Origin of the sequence: Pseudoalteromonas sp. CH_XMU1449-3 (assembly GCF_037027245.1) — a bacterium.
Taxonomy (GTDB): Bacteria; Pseudomonadota; Gammaproteobacteria; order Enterobacterales; family Alteromonadaceae; genus Pseudoalteromonas; species Pseudoalteromonas shioyasakiensis.
On sequence record NZ_JAYMDY010000024.1, the window covers coordinates 12,719 to 37,177 of the forward strand.

Genomic DNA, 24,459 nt, shown 5'->3' on the forward strand with positions numbered 1-24,459 from the left:
TTCAATATCTCCAAGTTCTGCTACCTTAGTATTAAACAGAAAACAACCAAGAAAATACATTTGAAAGAAGCATAACTTCTACTTTGTTTATCATCACTAATATCAGCCACTTTTGTGTTAATGGATTATCCAACTGATAGTCTTAAAAATAATGGGATCTTTTTAAACCTCACAATAAACTTTGCTCCTACAAGCAAAGCCAGTAATTAATTGCCCGATTTGTACTCGTAATTGTAATACCCATAGTAGCCATAGGCATTACTCGCTTTACGTAATACACCGTTAAATACCACACCTTTTACATCAATGCCATTTTGTTCAAAGCGGTTACGGGTAAGCTCTACTTCACGGGCATGGTTTTGACCAAAACGTGCTACCAGTAAGGTAGTACCAGTGTGGGCACTCACAATTGCAGGGTCTGTTACTGCTAAAATTGGTGGTGTATCTATTATTACAATGTCGTATTTTTCTTTAACTTGCTCTACCAACTTAGTAAAGTTACTGTGCATTAGCAGCTCAGATGGGTTTGGTGGTATTTGACCACGGGTGATAACATCTAAGTCTTTCACTTGTGATGTTTTAGTTACTTGCTCAAGGTTAAGCCTGCCCGATAATAAATCACTTAAGCCATCGTCCCACTTCATACCAAACTGAGTTTGCAAGTAACCTTTACGCATATCGGCATCGATGATAAGTACTTTTTTGCCGCTTTGTGCTAGCACTGTTGCCAAGTTAACCGATATAAACGACTTACCAACACCTGGGCTTGGGCCAGAGATTGCAATAATGTTGTTTTTTGCCTCCATCATCGCAAAGTGCAGGCTTGTACGTAAGCTACGTAGCGCCTCTATCGATAAATCAGCGGGGTTATCGACTGCTAGAATCGATTTAGGTTTATCTTTACCCTTACGGGCACGACTAAAGCCGGTTAATTTATCTTGATAATCAGAATAAGGTACGCTTGCGTATACTGGTAAGCCAAGGGCTTCTATCTCGTTAGGGTCTTCTACCCCTTTATGGATTGCTTTTTGAATTAGCACTATGGCTACTGCTAGCATGCCACCTAGCATAGTTGCCATTACAACAATGAGCGCTTTTTTAGGTTTAACTGGCTTTGAGGTATTTACCTCAGCGTGGTCAATTATGCGTACATTACCTACAGTACCAGCGCGTACAATATCAAGCTCTTGAGTTTTACTTAGAAGTAGCGTGTAAATTTGGTTGCTAACTTCAACGTCGCGTTTTAAGCGTAACAGCTCTTGTTGAGTTTCTGGTAGGTTACCTACCTCACCAACTAGGTTTTGTTTTTGTTTTTCTACCGCTTCAATTTGTTCAAGTACACCTTGGTAGGTTGGGTGGCTCTCTTTAAATTTACGGCTTAGCTCTAAGCGCTTTAACTCTAGCTCTTGTAGTTTGGTTTCGAGCTCCACTACTTGCTCAAGTACACCTTGCGTCTCTAGGGTGATATCTATTGATTGGCGTTTAATTTGGTAGTCGTTAAAGCGCTGCTCAGCATACTCAAGCTGCTTTTTAACCTCGGGTAATTGCACTTCTAAAAATTCAAGTGACTTTTGCGCCTCTGCACTATTACGCTCTACATTACGGCGCACATAGATTGCTGCTACTTTATCAAGTACTTTTTCTGCAAGTTCAGCACTTTCGCTCTGTAAGCTTAAATCAATAATACCAGAGTCTTTACCTTTTTCACCTGCACCAATATCTTTTTGTAAATCTAAAACTGTGTTTAAACGGTCTTTACGTACAATTGTAAATTCAGTATCTGGGTGAGCAATTAAGCTACGTATCGTTAAGCTAAATTTACCATTAGTAAGCTCTTCGCCCACTTTCCCCTTTAATACAACTTCATCTTCACCATTTATAAGAGTAAAGTTTTTATTTTTGCCTGTACCCTCACCTGCGATCAGTGTAAAACCTTCACCAATCGCTGAGCTCGGCACATCAAACCTGAATACATCAATACTTTCGCCACCCCATGCATAACTTGATGCACCAAAGCTTGGCTCTGCTACTTCACCAGCTTGCATAGGTGTAAACTTACGAAACGCTCGATTACCAATCACTGGAAATAACTTAGGCTGCGCCACTATATCGAGTTTTAACGTGTCGACAGCTTCGCCAATAACAGAGCGCGACTTAAGTAGCTCTATTTCGGTTACTGCAGCAGAGGTACTTTCGAACATACCTGCCATATCGTCAAAACCAGGGACCGATGCGCCGCCATCTTCAACTTGAATCATAGCTGTTGCTTGGTAAACAGGTGTTGCAAATACCGCATAAAACACACCAATAGCCATAAAAACTGCGGTGACGGTTGCAATAAAATACTTACGATCAATTAATGCACCTAGTAGCGCCATTAAATCGATTTCTTGCGCTGTTTGGTCTTGCGTTGTTCTATTTTGCTTATTATTTGCTGCAATAGCAGTGGGCTGAGCATTCATGTACTAGCCTTTCCTTATAAATACTTTTGCCAAGCGCTACATGCGCTATCGATTAATGCGTAAACGTGCTCAAAGGCTTCTTGACTCTGGCGATAAGGATCAGGGATTTCTTTATCGCCAATCCATTTTCCTAGTAAAAATGTTTTACCGCGAGCTTGTGGGTAGCGTGCGCACAAATCGTTAACATGGCGCTGCTCCATCACTAAAATAACACTATTATTTGCCACCAAATTTGAGGTTATTTGCCTACCTTGGTGCTCGCTCATATCAATATTATGAGCTGTGGCTATGTGCTGCGCTTGCGCATCGGCAGGCTTGCCCTCAAGGGCGGTCAACCCAGCTGACGAAACAGCAACGTTTTTACCTTGTAGTTTACTTTTTAATACATATTCGGCAGTAGGGCTTCGGCATATATTACCTGCACAAACTACTAATACAGAATCAAACATACTTAACCCTTAGTTTGTGTTTGCTACGTCGTTGAGTGAATCAACTGTACTTACCGAAGGTAGTAATAAGCTAATTACGCGGTTCCAACGGGCAAGTGGTGCAGAAGTTACATACACAATATCGTGCGGTTCAAGCTCAAATTGTTCTGCTAGTACTAGGGCTGCTACATTTTTAGCATGCAGTTGATATACATCGGCAATTACGCCGTCTGTGTTTAAATTACGTTTTCGCAGAACAAATACACCATTCGCATCTGCTGTGTTTTCATTTAAACCACCAGCATCACTTAATGCTTGCGCTAAATTTAAACCATAGCGATTAACCCCCACTGTACCAGCGCGTTTTACATCGCCAAGTACAAACACTTTTTGCATATCGTTTCTGCTTACGTGCACTATATCTCCATGCTGTAACAAACGGTTTTGCGAGATATCGCCTTTAGCATAAAAATCATCTAGTTTAATAACCTCGGTTTTATCACCGCGAGTAAAAGTAACTGTTCGCCAATCTGCACTCTCGGTTAGGCCGCCAGCTTGGTTTAATGCATCGATTAATGTGAGTGGCACTTCTGTTACTGGCAGTACACCGGGTTTATTTACTTCACCTGTTACATAGGCTTTTTGGCTTCTAAAACCGACTATTTTAATATCTATTTGCGGGTCTTCAATTACGCGGCTTAAGCGCTTTACTAGCTCAGCATGTACTTGTTGTACTGTTTTACCAGCAGCTTGAATATTAGGTGCATATGCATAGGTAATTGTGCCATCTGCTTGAACACGAAAGCCATCGAACTCAGCAGTACGCTGTACAGCTGCAGGAATGGTTAATTCTGGGTGATCCCAAACACCGATCGTAAGTACATCACCTACGCCCAGTTTGTACTGGTAATTAGATGTATCTATGCCATCTAAACTGGAAGGTGTGAAGTTTTTAACCTGAGATTGCTTTTGTTGATTAACTAAGGAAGAGTCAATGATTTGAATATTAACCTTTTCGAGTTCCTTCTCTACATTATCAATTTGTTCACCCGACTCGATTCCTTCGAAATGGCTGCCGGGGATGATTGTACAGCCTGTCATTGCTAGTAACGCAAATGACGTCACAATTGTTTTACAGCTAAGCGCCATTGTTATTTCCCAAATAATATTCTTTAAAACGTCCAGTTTAAATAAAACCATTACTGTTTATTTTTTTGCTGCCTAATTAAAGCATGGCATCTAGATGTTCGCAAGACTGAGTGTTTAGTAAACGCTCACTTGTGACAGTTTTTTGCAAAATAGTTAATGAGAACATCTAAGTTCTTCAAAATTAGAAATCATTGCTTGTGTATGCTTGCAAGCGGTATCGCGTTATAAATAAAAGAACATACACTTAGGACGTGTTTTAATGCCGAACATTTTTCAACCATTCACGGCTAAAGCCGTTCCTACGGACTTCGGGCACGCTTCCGTTCCAGTTCGTCGCAGAGCTCCTCTCGCTTACGCTTGAAAGCAAAATTATTTGCTTGTCTAGCCCTTCGGGCACGCTTCCGTTCCAGTTCGTCGCAGAGCTCCTCTCGCTTACGCTTGAAAGCAAAATTATTTGCTTGTCTAGCCCTTCGGGCACGCTTCCGCCCCTAGGTTGCAGTTCCTACGTTCTGATTTTATTATTATTTTTTGTTTTTCACGTGTAAAAGCTTAATGCTTACACCGTAGGAGGTGTTTTAACACCGAATATTCTTCCCCATTCACGGCTATAAAGCCGTTCCCACGTTAATGTCGTTTTGAATCGCGACTTATAAACTGATTTCTTTGTTATCTACACTTACGGTGACTTGTTTGTTCAATAAATTAACTAACAAAATGCTACGCATGTCACCATCTGACTCTTGGTAAATAGCTTGAACATTTTTAAATGACTCTGTGTTTAGGTAAACAACATCACCGGCTTTTGGTAGCGAAGATGTTACCTCACTCATATCACTCATAGATTTGAGTTGAGCAATTAACTGCTCAGGTACGATTTGAAATTTATGACCATAAGCAACAAAGCCACATACCCCACGGGTATTTTTTACTGCAGAAAAGTTACAGTTTTGCGAGTCTAGCTTTATGAATAAATAACTAGGGAAAAGAGGAGACGTACGAATTGAACGGCGACCCTTTACGATTCGCTCAATTTTATGCTCGGGAAAGAATACTTCAAAACCTTGGTTTTGAAGGTTAGTTTGAGCTCTTAGCTCTTGTTTTGATTTACAAAAAAGTAAGTACCAACTTTCCATAGTCACACCTGAAATGCTCATTTTCCCTAAAACCAACCCTAAAGGATTGGTTTTTATGAGCGAGCGATTATACGCAGAGAATTTAAGCGTGTCTATTACAAAATTGCTATTACCCTTAGTGAGAACTAATCACTACCAAACAAACCTCTTGTGTACACTTCTTCAGCAACGTTGTCGAGTGTGGTAACTATTCTGCTGGCTATAATTACATAAGCCAAAGATTTTAACTCAGCCAAATCATGAGTAACTTCAGAACCGAAGAAAGTTGCTTCATGTAATTAAGATTCAAAAAATATTAATTCAACATCCTTAGCTTTAATACATTGCATAATGCCTTGAATAGCAGATGCTCTAAAGTTGTCTGAATTTGCTTTCATGATTAAACCATGAATACCCACTACCTTTGGCTTCTGGCTAGGACTGACTCTGCGATAGAGTCTTTTCGAGTAGTATTCGTATAAATAATCGTGTGAACTAAATTACCAAGCATATTTTGTCCAGTTAGCTAGTCATTACCTAATAACTTTAAGTAAATAGTAACAAGCATAACTTAGGGGGGTAGTATTCACAAAGATAAGAGCCTAAACGTACCACTCATGTTAGTTGTTCAAAATTCGAAGCACACCTCAACATGCCTAAATAAAGTACGCAAAAATAACTTATGTGCAAATAATAATGAAGAACAGAAATAACTTTTTTGCATCAGTTAGGATACTTTCTTATTCGTCTAAACCGTCACTCAAACTAATAAATCAACGTTCAGCCAATCATTGACAATATATTTAACTTGCAATATTTTCTATAAGCCAACGCATATATAGCAAGGATACTTTAAACTTTTTAATCTAAGATAAGTGACTTCGCTCATTAAACTATGAATCTCTTCTTGAAGAAGATCACAAAATAAGACTTTGCCATCTAAAGACCAATTAAATGATACTTGTCAAAAAATCTAGTAGCCTAATTGTTGTAAGTTTATACTTAGTAGGATCATTTTTTAGGCGCCTTACTTATCAATCTATTTCTCAAATGTGCTGCGATATACTTTATTACAAAGCGAGGATAATCTTTTATTAGGCGCTGCCTTACATGACTATGCATTACCGCACGTTGCAACCACCTTAAACCAAGCTTTTTTATAAGCGGATGGTAATAATCCGCTTTAATAGCAGATTGTTCAATGAATCCCCCACATGTATATAATTGACAATAGTTACTTGCAATTTGGCTATATTTCACTAAAAAGTACTCTTGATGAGGAGTTCCCATTCCAACAATTACGATGTCGGGGTCACAACTGTCTGCCAATTTTATTATTGCTTCTTGTTCTGCTTCATCTTTAAAGTAACCATGGTGAGTAAGTACAATATTTAAACTAGGGTACATTTCTTTAAAATTAGACTTAGCTATGTCGACCAAGCCAGGCTTTGCACCAATCAGCACTACTTTTGAATTATTTTCCTCAGCATTTGAAAAAACATCACCTGCAAGAGAAGAGAAGTCAAAGCTAGTTCTATCGACTTTATTCGGGTTAAATAAATTATGTAATGTTTTATGCAAAGAGCCATCCGATAAAATTACATCCATTTTACCCACTAGTTCAGGTTTTGCTAACAAAACATTATAAGAGAAAGGATTTACAAATGTCGTCAATATAAACTCATTGCCCTGACCCTTACTTAATAGCTCATTGAGCTGGTACTTAGATTTTATTTTTAAATCTAACAAATTGACTGATTTAGTCACTGCTAACCTCTTGAATATCTATTTTTTTAAATATCGTGTAAAGCTGTGCAAGGGGCTCATTATCATGAGTATCTGACAGTGTTAATGAACTAGTACAGTTTAAGTTTTCTCGCAAAACTTTTAAAGTTATCAATGCTGTGCTGTACACAGATAATACGTTTTTAAAAGGTGTACTTATTGATTGATCAGCAAGAAGTTCTATTGGCCATTCACCCATACTATTAAATTCAACAACCGTTGCTTTTGTGTTATTTTTTATCAAAGATAACCGCTCTGACTTTCTCAGCTCCGACTCTCCCGGATGGGGTTTTATTAACAGTGTCTTCAATCGTAATTTATCTGCATGATTAGCAAGCTTAATCAAGTGACTATCCTCCTTAGTTAAGGACATAGCACTATACTCAGTTATTGGCTGTGTCAACAATATACCTACTGGCCCAGCAAAATTTTGTTTATTAAGCTCTTCCTTTACTTGATTAATAACGCTTTTAGGGAAGCCTAAGCTTATATTTCTAAACTCTTTATTGTTACTTGTGTTCGATAATTTTTCGTTTAAACAATATCTGGCGTGATGTGTGTAGCAACCTATTCCTGAGTAGTTTTTTAGTGCCCCTGCTAAAAAAAAAGTTGAGAAAACTTGCATAGCAAAGCGCTTAAGCTTACTGACTTCTCTTATATTATCAATATAACTTGCTATCCCATCATCAAATAAAAATATTTTTTGTGGATTAATTAATTTAACGATGACCTGATTTTCAACTTGATAGTCATTTCCCCAAAAAACAACTGTATTTTGCAATGCCTTTAAACAAGAAAGTTGCTTTTTGTATTTAAAAGGCAACTTTTTGTTTAACTTTGGCAATTCATATACATCACTCCAAAGTTCAACTTCTAACAAAGGTGAGCTTTTTAACCTTTCAGATTCAAAGCCTATCAAAACGCAATCCACTAATTTTTCTGCTTTTATAATGGATTGCGTAATCACTAAATGAAGCGGCGTGTTAACGATGAATACATGCTTAGCCATTTGATATAAAACCTTTAAAAAGGGGCTCTTTTAATGCGAAGTAACTAGTTAGCAAGAAATGAACCAACCAAGAAAACACAAAACAAAGAGCTACGTTGTTAGCATTAAACAGCCCTAGCTTAAAAATACTTAATAATGACAGGAGAAGTACTAAGAAAGAGAAAATTGATAGCGCAGAAATTAAGTAATTTCTTCTTTCGTAGAACAGTACAGCACCAAAAATAGACACTAAAACTTGCAATAAATATCCAACGCTAACTAACTGGGCAATATAAACAGAGTCTATGTAGTCATCATTAAAGAACCATTCAACAACATAGGGAACCAAAGCAATATATATAAGTGTAATTAGGATAAAAGCAATTAACATTAACAGGGTGACTTTTTTTGCTTTTTGAGTTTGTTGGCTTTTAAAGGATGAAAACAAAATTGGATTTAAAATTTTAATAAGTATCGTATTTAACAACCCAATAACAGCACCTAATTGGAAACCAAGCGAGTATGTAGCTAACGCTGCGTTTCCTATAATACTTAAAACAAAGTACTTATCGACATTAACCCTTGCCCAGCCGAAGATTGAGTTTGCTAGTAATCCTCTAAAATGCTTTACGTATTCACTCAAAGAGCGATTTCGTGAAATTATAATAGCCCTCACAACCCTTTTTTCGTAAAAAAATAAAAAGGTAGTTTGAATCGCATGACTAAGAAAAATCAAAAGGGCAAACTCATACCAGTTAGATAAGCCAACAATAAATGCAAACACCGCTAGGGCTGCATAACAAACTATGTAAACCAAGCTAAATTTAGCGTAGCTAGAGTATTCCTGTCTACATTGCTTGATCGTTAAATAAATTTGAGCTGGCTGAGAGAGCAAACATGAAAAACTTGATATTATGAAAATTAAAAAATAATTCCAAAGATTAAAAAAGATAGAAAAAGGCAAAAATATTAATGACAGAAAAAGAAAAAATAAAATATTAAAAAAAATAGCCCCTCGACTTTCAAAGACAACTCTACCTCCTCTATTAAAGTATCGCACTAAAACAAAATTATTAAGGATTGCTACATACAAAGCCATAAAAAAAATATAATTAACTAGAAATAGTGCATACACGCCAAACTCCTCTAAAGATAAAGAAGCTGTAATCAAAGGGAGTAGTATTAAACCAATTAGCTTTGTCACCCCTTCGCTTAACGCAAGTGCAATCGGCCCTTTAAACTTTTCCATAGACTTGTTCAGTTTTTGAAGTTAAAACAACTAATGATAATGCAAATAAAAACAACATGGTTGGTGCCTGAAAGATGTTATGCAATGAAAAGAGAACATACTGCACAAAAAAGTATAAAAAGATTAATAATGAATTCTTATTAGTTGATTTTATCATATAGAAAAATAGAAGTAGTTGAACTAAGATAAAGCCTAAGCTGTAATCATACCAAAAGCGCAACAAATCAAAGTGTGTTATATGACCGGTTAACTTTTCTGCGGCGCCTGCACCAAAACCACCTATAAAAGAATCGTTGTATAAATCTGAAAAAATCATTAAATACCAAGTTAGACGCGTACCAAGCGATCCCCCTTCAAGATCCTCTGTTGAAGCAAATCTAATTGAGGACAGTGCAGACATAGCAGCCAAAATTTCATCTAACTTAATAATTATTAAGCCTACAATAGTAAGTAAGATAGAAATTATAACAAACTGTAAAAGCTTGTTTTTTGCAAATTTACGATAAAAGGAAAAGGAAAAATAAACAATCAGAGATAAAACAGCTCCCCGAGTCCCCGACAACAATAAAAAAGGAAAACCAACTAAAAAATAAAAGTATTTAAAAAACTTACTTAAGTCACTTTCTAATAATATTATTAAAAACAAACAGACACAGCCCCCATAAATAGAAGCGGCCATTTGCATGCCAGTAAAGCGGCCTTCATGATCAAAATTACCAAGAACCAACCCTATTATGTTAAATACAATAAAGTAGATAAAGAATGACAGCTTTAAAACACTAGTAAAACTATTATTATGACTTTCTTTAAAATACAAAATAAAATAGAACAATATGATAAAGAAAAATGTATAGAAAACATCTCTAATCACTTTACCTAATTCAATATACCCCAAACTATTTCCTAAAAGAATAGTCAGAAGCAAAAACCCTATAAATACACTCCAAACTTCTTCTTTTTTTATTCTATTTGATTTAAACCTATAGTGGTATATAAAATAAAAAAAGGCATGCAAACCCAATATGACAAAACCGATTATAAAATTAAAACTCCCCGTTTCTTTATAACTTGGCTTTACTAACTTGAGAAAAGCATCAAAACCAAACAATACAGACATCAAAGTCAAATAAAATAGGTTTAATATGTTTAACTTTTTATTTAAAATACTATCAATTAGAGGATGAGGTTTGTTCATATACTAACATTTATTTTTTAATAAAGTATCTGCAACTATAAAATCAACCTGTGTATCAATATCTACTGAATTTTCTGCTGGCATGATGTAAGGGTAATAATCTTGCTCTAGAAATAACTTTCTTTGACTAAATAGAGTATGTTTATCTACTAAGTAAATTGCACCATTCAGTTGATAATAGTTTGGTAAATCTTGTGAGCGCGTATTTTGCAGCTGACTTATAAAATTTTTAAAGTCACTCTTATTCCCTAATGGTGTTGACCATAAAGGTGAATGCTCACATTGAGTCATAGACACAACACCTTTCGCTTTTTTATCTATATAAAGCTCAATGGCATTATCAATATCTGATGCCGTTCTTAGAGGTGATGTTGGCTGTAATAAGCATATAATATCAAAACTACCAAACTGCTCCGCGTATTCAACAGCATGCAGCAATACATCTACTGAAGATGCTGTATCTGACGCTAATTCTTCTGGCCGCAGAAGTGAGTATGTATTCGCATATTGCTCACTAATTTGTATTACTTTAGAGCAATCTGAAGTTGCTACAGTTGTCGTAATATATTTTGACTTTTGAATTTCATCGAACGTATAAGCTATTAAAGGTTTGCCATTTAATAACTTTATATTCTTTTGTGGCAACCTTTTACTGCCCGCTCTTGCAGGTACAACTGCTAATACTTTTGGTCTCATATGCCTAGCTCATGAATGTCTGTTTGTGCTTTGTTAAAGTCATCATGGCGGCCAACATCAAGCCAATACTCATGGATTGGAAATTTGAGCACTTTATGACCTAAACGCTGCTTTTGCTCAAAAAGTGTTGGCATATCTAAATGCTCATTACTTGGAAGAGACTTTATAATATTATTTGAGATGACATATATCCCGGCATTGACGAAATACCTATAGGTAGGCTTCTCAACTATATCGGTGATCTCATGCCCTTCACCTTCAATGACACCAAACGGAACTTTTATTTCATAGTCTCGCACACACATTGTCGCATCACTTAGTTGTTTGACATGAAAATCAAGTACTTTGCCAAAATCTACATTCGTTAATATATCACCATTAATCATAATTAAAGGCTCTTTAGGTAAAGACTTAGGTAATAACGATAAAGCTCCCCCTGTACCTAAAGGCTCTTTTTCATAGACGTATGTAATCTCAATACCCAGGGCGCTACCATCACCAAAATAATTTTCGATTACTTCAGGCAAATAATGCGTTGATATATAAAATTTATAAAAACCGTGGCTTTTGAAATTATTAATTAGCGTCTCTAACATTGGCTTACCCCCAACCTTTAACATAGGTTTTGGACAGTTATCAGTTAGTGGCCTTAGACGAGTACCAAACCCTCCAGCCATTATAAATACTGGGTTTTGACGCTTCTCAACTTCTAGTGTGTCATATAGAGTTTTTAGACCAACTAATTTACCCTCATCATCGACCAAAGGTAATGACAAGATTTTACAATCTTGCATTATAGCCATAAGCTCACAGCTGCTAAGTGCAACATTTGCGCTAGTGGGCTCTTTATTCATTATTGTACTCACTGGCGCTGATAGCTCTATGCCTTTTAAAATTCCGCGACGAATATCACCATCGGTCACAACACCAACAAGCGTATCGCAACCAAGCACAACAACAGCTACACGTAATGCTTCTTTGTCAATAACTTCAAGTGCTTCTCTAATACTTGCTGTTGGCGGAATAATCACCTTTTGCCAATTAGCTGTCATAACTTTGTCCTTTCACTACCGCTCTTGCTCCAAAAACAACAGAACTTTTTCTAATCGGCTTAGTCACATTCGCGCCAACAGAAATAATCGCACTTTGTCCTATCTCGACATTATTTATAATATTAGCGCCAGTTCCAATGTGTACGTTATTTTCAACAGTGACTTGGCCACTCATAGTTACACCAGGAGCAATATGGCACTGGCCACCAATAGTACAATCATGATCAATCGTTGAAGACGTATTTATAATACTGTTTTCGCCAATTCGAGTGCCTATATTTATAACTGCATTATTCATTACTTGTACACCATCAGCTAATAGTGCAAATTCGGATACCAGTGCTGACTCTGCAATAACTGTTGCAAACTGATAGCCTTGCTGTGTGTAATAATGGTAAAGCCTTTCCCTTAAATTTTGTCTAGGCATAGCACCTATGCCATTTACTAACATGACCTCTTGCTTATCAAATCTCAAAACGTCATCGTCATTCTTAAAATGCGGGATTGTTTTAAAAACAACCTGCCCTGCAATAATCTCTGGTGCTACTATGCCTACAAGCTTTTTTCCTTGTTTCAATAATATCTCGGCAAGAGCTGCTGCGTGTCCTCCGCCACCAATAATTAAGTAACCTAAGGGTTTACTCATTTATTAAATCACCTGCTTTATAACTCTGCTTACTTTGACTGCCTAAATAACGCCAAAAATGTATTGGATTGATTCCACTTCCTGGCCTTTTTACTGCTAAGTTACTTTCGCTAAAGGCTTCACCGACTGCAATATCTTTTGCAGCGACTAAGCTTTTACGAGCAACGGCTTTATTTTTTACTTCTGATGCTCTTGGGCCTTTGATGCCATCACCTAGCACTTGCTCTACTGTGCGAATTCCCTCTACCATGGCCTTTAGTTCAGCAGGGTCTAATGAAGCTTTATGATCAGGTCCTGGCAGACTTTTATCTACCGTGAAGTGCTTTTCTATTAATACAGCGCCTTTCGCTACAGCTGCAATTGGCACGGTGATCCCTTCACTATGATCTGAGTAACCCACTGCAAGTTTAAAACTGTCTGCCATGGTATCCATTGCATTAAGGTTTATATCACTATAGGGAGCAGGATATTCTGTTGTACAATGCAGCAAAGTTACTTTTTGCTTTAATAAACGCTTACCTTCGTCACTAAAGTAAGCAGCTTGTAAAAGCTCATCAGTCGGGGAGTCTGATTTATTTAAATAACCAAATGCAATAACTGATAGCACCTGCTCAATTTCAGAAAGAGTTGCCATCCCAGTTGATACGATTAAATCGCAATCCGTTCTTGCATGCTCTAATACTAGAGGGGCATTGGTAATTTCGCCCGATGGCAGTTTTAATCGTGTTATACCAAGGTCATTAACTAAAAAGTTTAAGCTTTCTGAATCGAAAGCTGTAGAAAGAAACTCGATTCCTAAATCATGACAATACTTCACAAGCTTGTGGTGAGTGTCATAGCTTAACTCTAAACGCTTAAGCATTGAAAATTGCGATTCTTTTTGCCCGCTATTTGTTACTTGATATTCAGCCTGCTCAGCCTCTTCAGTTACAATATTTTTTGCTTTAAATGTTTGAAACTTAACAATGTCAGCTCCAGCTTGATAAGCTGCATCTACTAATGCATAAGCCAGCTCGTCGCTACCATTGTGGTTTACACCAGCTTCAGCAATAATCAAAGTCATAAAATTCTCACTTTAAATCATAAAAAGATTTACTTGGTTCAAACTGCATATTTTTGAGCATAGCGATTACTTGTCCACTTGCATTCCCTGCACCATAAGGGTTCTGTATATGCTCATTAGACGTTTTATACTCTCGTTTTATTGCCGATTTTATACTCTCCATGATCGACTGTTTGTTAGGGTCACAATTAAGAACGCTTTTAGCAGCTAATCTGCCTTGTTGTCTAACCCCAACATTCACTGTAGGAACATTAAATGATGGCACTTCTATTATGCCACTCGATGAGTTACCAATGACTACAGCCGCATTCTTTACTGTGCTTAAATAGCGTTTTTGACCAAGTGAAGGAATAGCACATACACGTTGTGGATTTGATTTTGCGTACTGCTCAAGTAAAGGAATAATACGTCGCCCACCATCATCTGCATTAGGGTAAGTTATAATAACTTGATGATCTTTGAATTCATCTAAAGCATCGAGAAGGGCATTAAAGCTTTGTTCGGGCTTTTCGTCAGCAAGAGTCACTGGGTGGTATGTTACTAAAAAGTAAGGTTGGTTTAGTGGAAAGTCTAATGAGCGTGCAATTTCTGCAACATCCATAAACTCTGCACGCTTTAAGTGATCAAGCCCTATTGCACCAACATTTTTAACTCGTTCAGGTTGTTCTCCTAATTGAATTACACGCTGACGATACTCTTCAGTTGAAGTACCATGTAAATAACTTAACTTGCTAATAGCATGTCGTATTGCATCATCATATGCACCTTCAGTTATTTCACCACCGTGTAAATGTAAGATAGGGACTCTTAAAATCATCGCGGTTTGAGCAGCAGCAAGCGCTTCGAATCGGTCACCTAGTATTACTAATACATCTGGCTTCAAACGATTTAAAGCATCTGCAAAGCCTAGAACTCCTAGCCCCATGCTTTTCGCAGTACCAACAGCGCTATCAGAAGAAAGCAATATTTCTATTTTTTCGTCAATGAAAAAACCATCTTGCTCTATTTGTTGATACGTTTCGCCAAACTCGGGAGATAAATGCATACCCGAAACTAATAATTGAAGAACTAACTCAGGGTCGTCTTGAATATCTTTTAACAGCCAATACAACAAGCCATACTCTGCACGAGTACCTGTAAATACAGCAACTTTCATACGCTATACCTCAGCTAAACTTTTGACAGGTGAGCTTGGAATGTTAACTAAATGGCTTTCAATATACTCTGAGTATGTAAGATCGCCTTTAAGGGCATTTTTATACATTGGTAAACGATGCATTAGCTGCCAGATAGGTCTTGTCATTACACCTTTTTCATTCGTTTCTTTTAATAAGGCTTCACGCACTTGAGGAGCTGGACAGATAATCGCGTTAAGCCAGTAATTTGAATGCGCATAATCAGGTTCAGTCACAAACTTGAACTCTGAACCACTAAAGAAATCACTGTATAAATGTGCTAACTTACGTTTATTCTTTACAAACTCAGACAATACTTCCATTTGAGCACACCCTAGTGCGGCATTCAAATTAGGCATTCGGTAATTAAACCCTGCTTCATCATGATAAAACTCGTAAGGATGTGGAACTTTTGCCGTTGTCGTTACATGCTTGGTACGTGCGCCTGAATCTAACGTTTTACATAACACTATACCGCCACCGCCTGTAGTAATTATCTTGTTACCATTAAAGCTTATAGCGCCAAAGTCACCTAATGTCCCTGTATGCTGCCCCTTATAAAAAGACCCTAAACTTTCTGCAGCATCCTCAATCAAACTAATTCCCCAATTATGGCAAATAAGCATAAGCTCATCTAGCTCAACTGGATGACCAAAGGTATGCATGGGTACAATTGCTTTAATGCGTTGCTTAGTCATTTTAAGTACTGCGCCATGCTCGGTTAAAGTAGCGTGTTCATCTAAAAAAACAGCTAATGCTTTGGGGCACAACCCTAAGCTTACTGGTGACACGTCTACAAAAGCTGGTTCAGCCCCCATGTGATGCAATGCATTACATGTTGCAACAAATGTTAGGGCTTGCGTTATTACAATATCATTTGCTCTAACACCTGCCATATAAAGAGCCGCGTGTAGTGCCGCTGTGCCATTAACTGTCGCTACTGCTTTTGGACTTTTAGTATATGCTTCAATATGCCTTTCAAAATCATCAACATACTTACCAACACTCGATACAAAAGTACTTTTTATTGTTTCTGAAACATAGATCTGTTCATTGCCATTAAAGCTTGGTGCATGAAGCGGAATAAACTCATCTGTCTGATAAAGTTCTTTTATAAATGAAACTAGTTTATTTGTCATAATCAAAAGCTCATTTACATTTTGCTATCTAAGTATTTGCCAGTTTCTTTATGACCAAAATCTGGGAGCATTTTAAAAAACAGGTCAACTATTTGTGATTTTGACCATGATTTTTGTTGTTTAAATTGGCTGATTGTATCTTCAAATAAAGCTAATAATTCTGCATCATATTCTGGCATATTTTTAATAATGCCAAGGTTTTCAAAACGCTCCATATCGAGAGTTTCTTTATCTGTGAAAAACTCTTCAAAATCTTTTTCTCCAGTTGTATCACTTGTCGTGAATAAGCAAGGCCATTTACCTTGTGCTGGTAGAGTTTTAATTAGCTCGCGAGCCTCATCTTCACTTTTACACAAATATGCTTCATAGCCTTTTTCAGCTAAGTACTTTTCAGCAATCTCAGCAAACGTGATTAAATGTAATGACTCACTAAGTTTTGGAAAGAAAATATCTCGATTATCACCAAAGATACACGACATTAAACATAACTCCCCTGACTCTTGAGGGATCACGAAATAGCGTTTAATATCACTTGGCGCAACGATTGGTTGTTTTTTTTCGATACGTTGATTAAAGCCATGTAGTAAAGAACCATCAGAAAAAGCAACATTTGCAAAACGCGCTGTAGATATATCAATTTGTTCACTTCGGCGCATTAAAAACATTTCCATAATACGCTTTGAAGCGCCCATCATATTTACAGGGTTTGCTGCTTTATCAGTTGATACACAAAAATACTTCTTAACGCCGTTGTCAATTGACTGCTGAATAGTCTTGTCTGTATTGAATACGTTCACATCGATCATACGCATCAGTGTGTATGGATCTTTTTCACTACGTACATGTTTTAAAGCAGATAAGTTCAGAACAAAATCATATTGGCCATCAGCCTCAATAAAGGCATCGTATTCAATTGAGCCAATATCTAATGCAAAGGTCTGAAAATCTCCATCAATATAACCGAACGAACTACGAATATCTCGTACTAGCTCAACCATATTATTTTCGCTAATATCAACTACGTGTAATTTTTTAGGGTTACGCTTAAAGATTTCTTTTGTGACAGCTTGTCCAATAGAACCAGCTCCACCTAGGACAAGGAAACGTGAACTTGACACTTCTTTTTTCAGGATTTCTTCAGCGTTCTTTACATCTTCACTGAATAACACTTTTTTACGACCAATCAGGTTTAAAATTTCCACTGTCTAATCCCCTTCAGAATGCCCTTAAAAATTTTAGTTACTTTCCAAGCATGTTTAATTGCAAAAATATAAATAACAAACAAACTTATAATTATTAATAATAGATATAGTTCTTTTATTTGATTTAGTTCACCATAGATACCTATTGATAATATCAATAAAGCCGAAGAAACAATAAACGCTAACGCTTGTTTGGAACTAAACCCCGACCGCATGAAAATATGATGAATATGGTCACGGTCTGGTTTAAAAGGCGATTGTCCCTTACTGAGCCTTCTAAACATAATTGCAATCATATCCATTAAAGGGATCGCTACCACATAAAGAGCAAATATAGGCCTAAATATTGGTTCACCAATTGCTGTCACTTGTGAACCATAAACTAAGGCCCATATAACAGCCAACCCAATTAACATAGAACCAGCATCCCCCATAAAGATCTTCACTTTTTTAAAAGGTGATATGCCTAAATTTGCCAAAAAAAATGGAATTAATGCAGTTATAAAAATGACAGACAAGTAACTAGAAAAATGATGTGAGCTAATCCCTAAAAATGCAATTCCAGTAAAAGAAACAATAGCTAATCCACCAAGTAACCCATCTATACCATCGATCATGTTGTATGCATTTATCGCAGCTAATATAGCTATAAATGTAAAAGTGATTCCAAACTTACCAATATCGATATTACCTAACAAAAATAGGTTCCCAAGATCACTTATGTAATCGCCCAATCCAAATATTAGTAAAGAACTAACCAAAAGCTGCCCTATAATACGTGAGCGAACACTTAAATCGTACTTATCATCTAATACCCCAATAAAGACAATAACTGCTGAAGAAATAAGAAATAAAATACTTATTTGCTGTAACTCAGAACAAATAATAAAAGCAGCAGCAATACCAAAGAATATGGATATACCACCAACTAGCGGTACTTCTCCTTGATGTAACTTACGACTACATGGCCTATCAATTAAGCCTAGCTTATTAGAAAGTGAATTCAAAAGAAGAATACTTACATAGGTGGATAGTAAAGAAACAAAAATAGAATAGTACATTACTCTTGTTCCTTCGGTCTTTTTAAAGCTTTAATAAACACAATAAATAAACTAAAACACACCCCTAAAATAAAGCCAAAAATACATAGAAGAGCTCTTTTTGGTGAGTATTTATCTTCAGCAACCACCGCATTATCAATAACTTTAAATGCATAAGTTTCTCTAACATTAGTAAGCATTTTTTTCTGAAACTCTTGCTCTACTAATGTATACAACAACGACTTTAAATCAGCATTTTTTGCTTTTAAAATTGCTCCCTGAAGATATTCAATACTTTTTTCAGCTTCAATTTCAGCATCTTGACGCAACTTATTGTCTAGACGTTGGATCAACTTCTTAACCATTTCTTCAGCAAACACAGATGAAATATGTTTAATAGTAACTCTTACAAACCCTGTTTCTTTATCTTCTTCTACTTCTAAAAGATTCTCTACAAAATATACGTAGGCTTCTAACAGACTAGGTTCAGCTTGCTTTGGAGGCGAAACATCCCGAATCCATTGTTTGGTATTTGGGTCATAAACATCTTCATCATATGTATAACCACCAGTAACAACGTCCCACTTTCTTACAGCTAAAAGCTCAACCTTGATATCAGTATCCGCTATAAACTCCATTAGAAATGTGCGACTTTTTAAGGTTGCTATTGCTAAGTCCGTTTTATTCGATTGATCACCAAGGTTAATACCAGCCATAGAAGCTAGCCCTCCGAGTTGAGAACTTAACCCTGCTAGGTTACTTTCTTGCTCAGTTACTGGCATCAGCAAAATATCAGACTTATATTTATTTGGTAAATATAAAGCCAAAACTAAGAATACGATCGAAAAAGCCGTAGTCAGAAATAGGATTAACCACTTATCTTTCATGATACTCGCTATAAAGTCTCCGACCGTAAGCTCATATGGGTTGTTATTCATCTTAAACCTTTAAATACTACTTATAGCAGCAACAGCTACACCTAACTGATAAACGATCTGTGTTGCAGTGCTCCACAGAGTGAGATTGTCCATGTAATCTGCATTCATTGGTACAACAATGGTGTCACCTGCTTCAAGCGTGTTTGCGTCATTTACTGCAAACCAGCTACCTGTACTTGGGATTTTCACTGAGCCATTAGCTTTGATGATATAGATACGTTCATCAGCTGCGCGCTCTTTTAGACCACCACTGAGGTCAATATAATCGTCAACCGTAATGCCTTGTTTGAATAGATGTGAGGTTGCGTAGTTAACTTCACCGATCACACTGATAGAATCACGCTTACTTGGTACATAAAGCGCATCACCATTTTGCAGAACAAGCCTTTGCTTATCTTCAACGATAAGTGGTAAATCAATGACTAAACGACCAACGGCTTCTACACTCGCGAGATCGTTCAATAACTTGTTCATTTCATCATATGAAAGGCTGTTTCTACTTACAGAATTCTCAAAGCTTTTCGATGCAATGTCACGACGCAAATCTTCCGAAAGTTTTGCTAATTGCTGTTGTTCTTGTTTGCGAATTGCTTCGCGAGTGAAAATAGCTGCATTTGGCGCGGCAAATTCAGAAAAACCGCCAGCACGTTCTAGTAAGTTGCTTAATGTTTCGCCACGACGAATTGTATAGATCCCTGGGAATTTAACTTCACCTTTCAGCTCTACTTTTACGTTTTCTTGCCAGTTAGGAATAGAGAAAATGTTAATACTATCTTTACTACGTAGTGCGATATTTTCACCATTACTACCCAACAATGCGGCTTGTAAATTAAACTTTATATGTTTAACCTTTGACGCATCACCATCCATTACACGGGTTATTTCAGCTTGCTCGGTATAAGCAGACTCAAGCAAACCACCTGCGGCGGCTATCAAATCATTTACTTCGCCATTAACTGTAAGCGGATATACACCTGGGTAAGTTACATGGCCATTTATTTCTACAAGTTGCATAGCCAAAGCGACTGAAGCCTGTTGCTTTAGTTTAGAGATAATTGGCTTTAATAGATTAAACCGACTGAAAACTGCGTAATCTTTTGGGTCAAGCAACTCTTTATCTTTATTTAAATTGTGCTTAGCAATATCAGCAATCGATTTAGCACTGTCTTCATTTAACTTTAAATCTTCTATAGTACCTGTGACACCAATATATTTTTCAAACTCTCTTTGTTGGTACTTGTGCCATTGTTTAACTTTATATTGCTGCTCTTGCTGCTCTTCTGTAAGCGCCATATTTGCAAGTGCAGTTTCTTCAGCTTGCTTTTCTTGATAACGGCTAAATACAAACAGCTTATCGTTTGCTTTAAGCTCTAGATCATGCTCAGCAGCTTTAACAATCGCTTGCGCTATATCAAATTGAAAAACTTGAATATCGCCTGCTACATTAACTTCACGAACAAGTAATCCGTACCCTAAGTCAGCCTGAGGCAGCAAGTCACCACGCACTGAAGTTAGAACGTCAGAGATATGCTTGCCTTGATGCCACTGATAATGACCCGGACGTGCAACAGCACCAATTAAACTAATGCTGTTTTGATATTGGAAGCTTACTGGATTAAAACGAATACGATCGCCATCACGAGGGGTATAATTAATTTGATTACCGCTAAAGTCAATTGATAATACTTCTTTCATATTATTGTTATTGAAGCGTTCAACAATTGCTTTTTTAGCGTAAGCTTGCGGCTTTAAACCACCCGCCATTTTTAATAACTGTGCTGCTGTTTCACCTTTTTTTAGCTCAAAAATAGCAGGACGCTTTACCAACCCTTCAACAGCGACTTGTGAGCCAACTGATGGGATAAACACCACATCGCCAGGCTTTAAAATAATATCGTTGCTGCTATCACCGTTGATTAATAGATCATACAAGTCAAAGTTTGCAACAACCTTACCCGCACGTTTAACTTGAATATTACGTAGTGAAGCAATATCAGATACCCCACCACTAACAAATAGTGCATGCGATACTGTTGTCAGTGATGAAACAGAATAACTACCCGGTTTGTACGCTTCACCAAGCACTAGCACACGAATGCTACGAAGTTTACCTACTGAAACAAATGCTTTAATACCAATTACTTCTTGTTCAACTTTTGCTTTGATTAACTCTTTGACTTCTGCAAAAGTCAGACCCGCCACTTGAACAGGACTTAAGTTTGGAATGCTGATACGCCCTTCGCGGTCAACAACAACTTCATAGCTCTCGCTTTCTTTACCGTAAAAGTTGATGTTAAGTGTATCTCCACGACCAATTAAGTAGGTATCAGGAACGGCAGCATTTTCGCTTGGCATAAATGATGTAGGCTCACCAGCAAACAAGTCATAACCAAAAGGCTTTACCTCATCAACTTTTGGAGCAAAGCGCTCTTCATCTGTTAATTGTTTTTTTTCTTGTTCTAAACGAGGTTGTATTGTTGATTCTTGTTCAATTTGGTCGGTTGAAGATTTCTTACCTGTAATCGTCGATAAATCTACACCATACTGCCTTGCTAGTGCCTCTTGCTGCGCTCTAGGAAGCTTTTTAAATTGTTCGATTTGTGCGGCTGTAGGAGTAAAAGCCAATACTGATGCGGAAGTTAACAGCAAAAAAGTAATGAAGAGTCTTTTAAATAACATCACAAGTAGGGATATCCATAGTTCTACAGTCAAAAAGATTGTCTATTCTACCTGAAATACAGGGAAATAAAAAAGGGACTTTCGTCCCTTTTTGTCATTAAATTGTCAACAAAACGATTTATTTAGTTAAAAACTGTAAACTAGCGTTAGTGACGTTTCTGTATCTGTGTTTTCTTTATCATCGGCAACATCTGAGTTGTGAGTGATGTTGTAAGCTACTTTCATTTGTAGTGAACCGTTGATCTTAGCAAGGATTGCAGACTCTGAACGTGTTTTAGTATTGGTATCACCATATTCAACTGATACTAACTGAGTAAAACGTGCACTGTCTGAAATCTGCCAGTTGTAATCTACTTTACCTAGTGCGATTGCTTCACCTTCGCGCTCACCGGCAAGTGAGTCACCGTTGTCATCAACTTCAGTGCTGTCGTCTGGATATTGGAAGTACTTATAACCCGGACCGATTTCTGCGTTTAACCACATATCAGAGCGGTCGATTAAACGTAAACCGTAACCCGCTGAGATTACTGATTCATTACGGTATGCACCAAAATAATCAGATACGTGCGAACCGTAGATGAATAAGTGTGAGTGCTTTTCGTTTAATTTATAGTTACCTTGCGCTGAAATTGAGTACTTTTCGTTGGTACGCTGTGTTTCTTTTACGCCTTGGTCGTTTTCGATCTCATCTTCTTTGTAGATGCCGTCTAACTTGTACTCGTTATTCCAGTTTTCTAGGTTATGTAATACCTTGATACCACCTTTAAGTGTGGTTGTTTCAGTGTTACCGCTTGTTACGATAGCACCTAATTCACTGGTTACATCCCAAGTTTTGGTTTCATCTGCTGCGAATGCGCTAGTTGCAGCGCTTGCTGCAACTAGAATTGATAATGCTTTTAATTTCATTAAAAAATAACCTTTACTACTTGTACGTTAGACTTATTAGTCTTCTTTGTGCAAATGAACATCCATTTGCGGGAATGGGATTGTGATGTTGGCATCGTCTAATGCGATCTTAATGTTTTCCATTAAATCGAAATACGTTGGCCAGTAATCAGCTGAGTTAACCCAAGGGCGAACCACAAAGTTTACGCTTGAATCTGCAAGCTCAGATACCGCTACTGTGTATGCTGGGTCTTTTAATAAGCGCTCTTCTTTATCTAAAACTGATTTAAGAACTGCTTTTGCTTCTTTAAGATCTGCATCGTAACCAACACCGATTACTAAATCGATACGACGAGTTGATTCACGAGAGAAGTTTGTAATTGGGCTGCCCATAATTGATGAGTTAGGCATGATAATTACTTTGTTATCTGGTGTACGTAATTCTGTAGAGAAAATTTCGATTTTCTTAACTGTACCCGCTTTACCACCTGCTTCTACATAGTCACCTGATTTGAAAGGACGAAGTAAGATGATTAAAACACCTGATGCAAAGTTAGATAGTGAACCTTGAAGTGCTAAACCTACTGCTAAACCAGCCGCACCTAAAATAGCAATGAATGAAGTAGTTTCAATACCTAATTGAGATAGTGCCATTAAGATTGTTGCAGCAAATACAATTGCATAGACAATACTAGCAACAAATGAACCTACAGCTTTATCGACTTTCTTTTTATCAAATGCTTTTTCAGTTAAGCCTTCGCAGAATTTAGCGATGCGACCACCGATAAAGAAAATGATTAGCGCTAGAACCGCCTGAACGGCGTAATGTATGATTAAACCTGAATTCTCGTTGATCCAGTTCATTATTGTATCCATGTTCTCTCCTGAAGTTCATTTGTAGCGTCACGCTGTACAAATTATATATGATCTTTGGTTAAAAAATCATTAAATTACGCATAAAACTACGAAATGAGTATTTGCTCAATTACAAAAGTCGCAAGTCTAATCTGCGAAACTGAACGCGAGCTGACCAGTGATGGTTTTCTGAATTTTCTGAGGTAAATAAGTTTTTTCTACTTTTTTCAATTTAGGGCTTCACAAGCCAACCTTAATTATGTAATATGCGCGCCACACCAAACGAGGTGTATCTCAGTGGCGGCTGTAGCTCAGTTGGTAGAGCCCCGGATTGTGATTCCGGTTGTCGTGGGTTCAAGCCCCATCAGTCGCCCCACTTTTCCCCCTTTGTAAATTCTTTTATTTTCTACTTTAGATTTCAAGATTTAGTTTTATCTTCAATACCTGTTTTCAATTCTAAAAGCCGTCAGCTTTCAGCTGTCAGTTTTGAGCCGAACTGTGTTGTTTGATCGCAATACATTCCCCCTTCAGATAGGTGTTGAATGTAAGGCGCGCTAAGCAAGCGTGACGCCTACGATGCAGGAGATGTATGGACTCCTCCCCCAAATAGGGTGAGTACGGTATAAAGAGATTGAACATTTACTTTTACCAATAAGGAATCCATACATGTCAAAATTTAACCTAATTAGCATCGACTTGGCAAAAAATGTTTTTCAAGTCG

At 37.2% G+C, this 24,459-nt stretch carries 20 protein-coding genes and 1 tRNA gene; 1 reads left to right on the top strand and 20 read right to left on the bottom strand.

Going from position 1 to position 24,459, the window contains the following annotated elements; genetic code table 11:
* Positions 1–206: 206 nt before the first annotated feature.
* The 20 genes from WA256_RS19130 to WA256_RS19225 all read right to left on the bottom strand — a co-directional run bounded on the left by WA256_RS19130 (position 207) and on the right by WA256_RS19225 (position 23,759).
* A complete protein-coding gene (locus WA256_RS19130) occupies positions 207–2,462 on the bottom strand; it encodes a polysaccharide biosynthesis tyrosine autokinase (RefSeq protein ID WP_175083418.1) in 2,256 nt (751 codons plus the stop codon).
* Positions 2,463–2,476: 14 nt separating this feature from the next.
* Positions 2,477–2,911, bottom strand: a complete 435-nt coding sequence (locus WA256_RS19135) for a low molecular weight protein-tyrosine-phosphatase (protein WP_335992943.1) — start codon at positions 2,909–2,911, stop codon at positions 2,477–2,479.
* A 9-nt stretch (positions 2,912–2,920) separates the two neighbouring features.
* Positions 2,921–4,039, bottom strand: coding sequence for a polysaccharide export protein (locus tag WA256_RS19140; protein ID WP_335992946.1), 1,119 nt, complete (start codon positions 4,037–4,039; stop codon positions 2,921–2,923).
* 647 nt (positions 4,040–4,686) lie between these two features.
* Entirely contained in the window at positions 4,687–5,172 is a 486-nt protein-coding gene (gene rfaH / locus WA256_RS19145; RefSeq protein ID WP_335992948.1) for a transcription/translation regulatory transformer protein RfaH, read from the bottom strand.
* 990 nt (positions 5,173–6,162) lie between these two features.
* Positions 6,163–6,918, bottom strand: coding sequence for a WecB/TagA/CpsF family glycosyltransferase (locus WA256_RS19150; protein ID WP_175083415.1), 756 nt, complete (start codon positions 6,916–6,918; stop codon positions 6,163–6,165).
* Positions 6,911–7,945 (bottom strand): glycosyltransferase family 52, encoded by a 1,035-nt coding sequence (locus WA256_RS19155; protein WP_175083414.1) that lies wholly within the window; start codon positions 7,943–7,945, stop codon positions 6,911–6,913. The genes WA256_RS19150 and WA256_RS19155 overlap by 8 nt, the downstream gene beginning before the upstream one ends.
* Entirely contained in the window at positions 7,938–9,173 is a 1,236-nt protein-coding gene (locus WA256_RS19160; RefSeq protein ID WP_335992952.1) for a hypothetical protein, read from the bottom strand. The genes WA256_RS19155 and WA256_RS19160 overlap by 8 nt, the downstream gene beginning before the upstream one ends.
* Complete coding sequence (locus WA256_RS19165) at positions 9,160–10,368, bottom strand: hypothetical protein (protein WP_335992954.1); 1,209 nt, start codon at positions 10,366–10,368, stop codon at positions 9,160–9,162. The genes WA256_RS19160 and WA256_RS19165 overlap by 14 nt, the downstream gene beginning before the upstream one ends.
* A gap of 3 nt (positions 10,369–10,371) precedes the next feature.
* Positions 10,372–11,064, bottom strand: a complete 693-nt coding sequence (locus tag WA256_RS19170) for an acylneuraminate cytidylyltransferase family protein (RefSeq protein WP_175083411.1) — start codon at positions 11,062–11,064, stop codon at positions 10,372–10,374.
* Complete coding sequence (locus WA256_RS19175) at positions 11,061–12,116, bottom strand: nucleotidyltransferase family protein (protein WP_175083410.1); 1,056 nt, start codon at positions 12,114–12,116, stop codon at positions 11,061–11,063. The genes WA256_RS19170 and WA256_RS19175 overlap by 4 nt, the downstream gene beginning before the upstream one ends.
* Positions 12,106–12,762 (bottom strand): NeuD/PglB/VioB family sugar acetyltransferase, encoded by a 657-nt coding sequence (locus WA256_RS19180; protein ID WP_175083409.1) that lies wholly within the window; start codon positions 12,760–12,762, stop codon positions 12,106–12,108. Before WA256_RS19180 ends, WA256_RS19175 begins: the two co-directional genes overlap by 11 nt.
* Complete coding sequence (gene neuB / locus WA256_RS19185; RefSeq protein ID WP_175083408.1) at positions 12,755–13,825, bottom strand: N-acetylneuraminate synthase; 1,071 nt, start codon at positions 13,823–13,825, stop codon at positions 12,755–12,757. The genes WA256_RS19180 and neuB overlap by 8 nt, the downstream gene beginning before the upstream one ends.
* Positions 13,826–13,832: 7 nt before the next feature.
* Positions 13,833–14,981 (bottom strand): UDP-N-acetylglucosamine 2-epimerase, encoded by a 1,149-nt coding sequence (neuC, locus tag WA256_RS19190; RefSeq protein ID WP_175083407.1) that lies wholly within the window; start codon positions 14,979–14,981, stop codon positions 13,833–13,835.
* Between the two features lie 3 nt (positions 14,982–14,984).
* The gene (locus WA256_RS19195; protein WP_175083406.1) at positions 14,985–16,139 is read right to left on the bottom strand and encodes a LegC family aminotransferase; all 1,155 of its coding nucleotides are present in this window, start codon (positions 16,137–16,139) and stop codon (positions 14,985–14,987) included.
* Positions 16,140–16,153: 14 nt separating this feature from the next.
* Positions 16,154–17,335 carry a UDP-N-acetylglucosamine 4,6-dehydratase gene (locus tag WA256_RS19200; protein ID WP_282658944.1) on the bottom strand — a complete coding sequence of 394 codons (1,182 nt, stop codon included), beginning with the start codon at positions 17,333–17,335 and terminating at the stop codon, positions 16,154–16,156.
* Positions 17,329–18,402 carry a UDP-N-acetylglucosamine--undecaprenyl-phosphate N-acetylglucosaminephosphotransferase gene (gene wecA, locus WA256_RS19205; protein WP_175083404.1) on the bottom strand — a complete coding sequence of 358 codons (1,074 nt, stop codon included), beginning with the start codon at positions 18,400–18,402 and terminating at the stop codon, positions 17,329–17,331. The genes WA256_RS19200 and wecA overlap by 7 nt, the downstream gene beginning before the upstream one ends.
* On the bottom strand, positions 18,402–19,319 hold the full coding sequence (locus tag WA256_RS19210) for a Wzz/FepE/Etk N-terminal domain-containing protein (RefSeq protein WP_258536046.1): 918 nt from the start codon (positions 19,317–19,319) through the stop codon (positions 18,402–18,404). The genes wecA and WA256_RS19210 overlap by 1 nt, the downstream gene beginning before the upstream one ends.
* Before the next feature lie 9 nt (positions 19,320–19,328).
* Positions 19,329–21,998, bottom strand: a complete 2,670-nt coding sequence (locus WA256_RS19215; protein WP_335992964.1) for an SLBB domain-containing protein — start codon at positions 21,996–21,998, stop codon at positions 19,329–19,331.
* A gap of 126 nt (positions 21,999–22,124) precedes the next feature.
* Positions 22,125–22,904, bottom strand: coding sequence for a DUF481 domain-containing protein (locus WA256_RS19220; RefSeq protein WP_063529616.1), 780 nt, complete (start codon positions 22,902–22,904; stop codon positions 22,125–22,127).
* A gap of 36 nt (positions 22,905–22,940) precedes the next feature.
* Positions 22,941–23,759: a mechanosensitive ion channel family protein gene (locus WA256_RS19225; protein WP_054563554.1), complete on the bottom strand. Its 819-nt coding sequence runs from the start codon at positions 23,757–23,759 to the stop codon at positions 22,941–22,943.
* A 279-nt stretch (positions 23,760–24,038) separates the two neighbouring features.
* Between WA256_RS19225 and WA256_RS19230 the strand changes: the two genes are divergently transcribed.
* Positions 24,039–24,114 (top strand) — tRNA-His (locus WA256_RS19230).
* Positions 24,115–24,459: the final 345 nt, after the last annotated feature.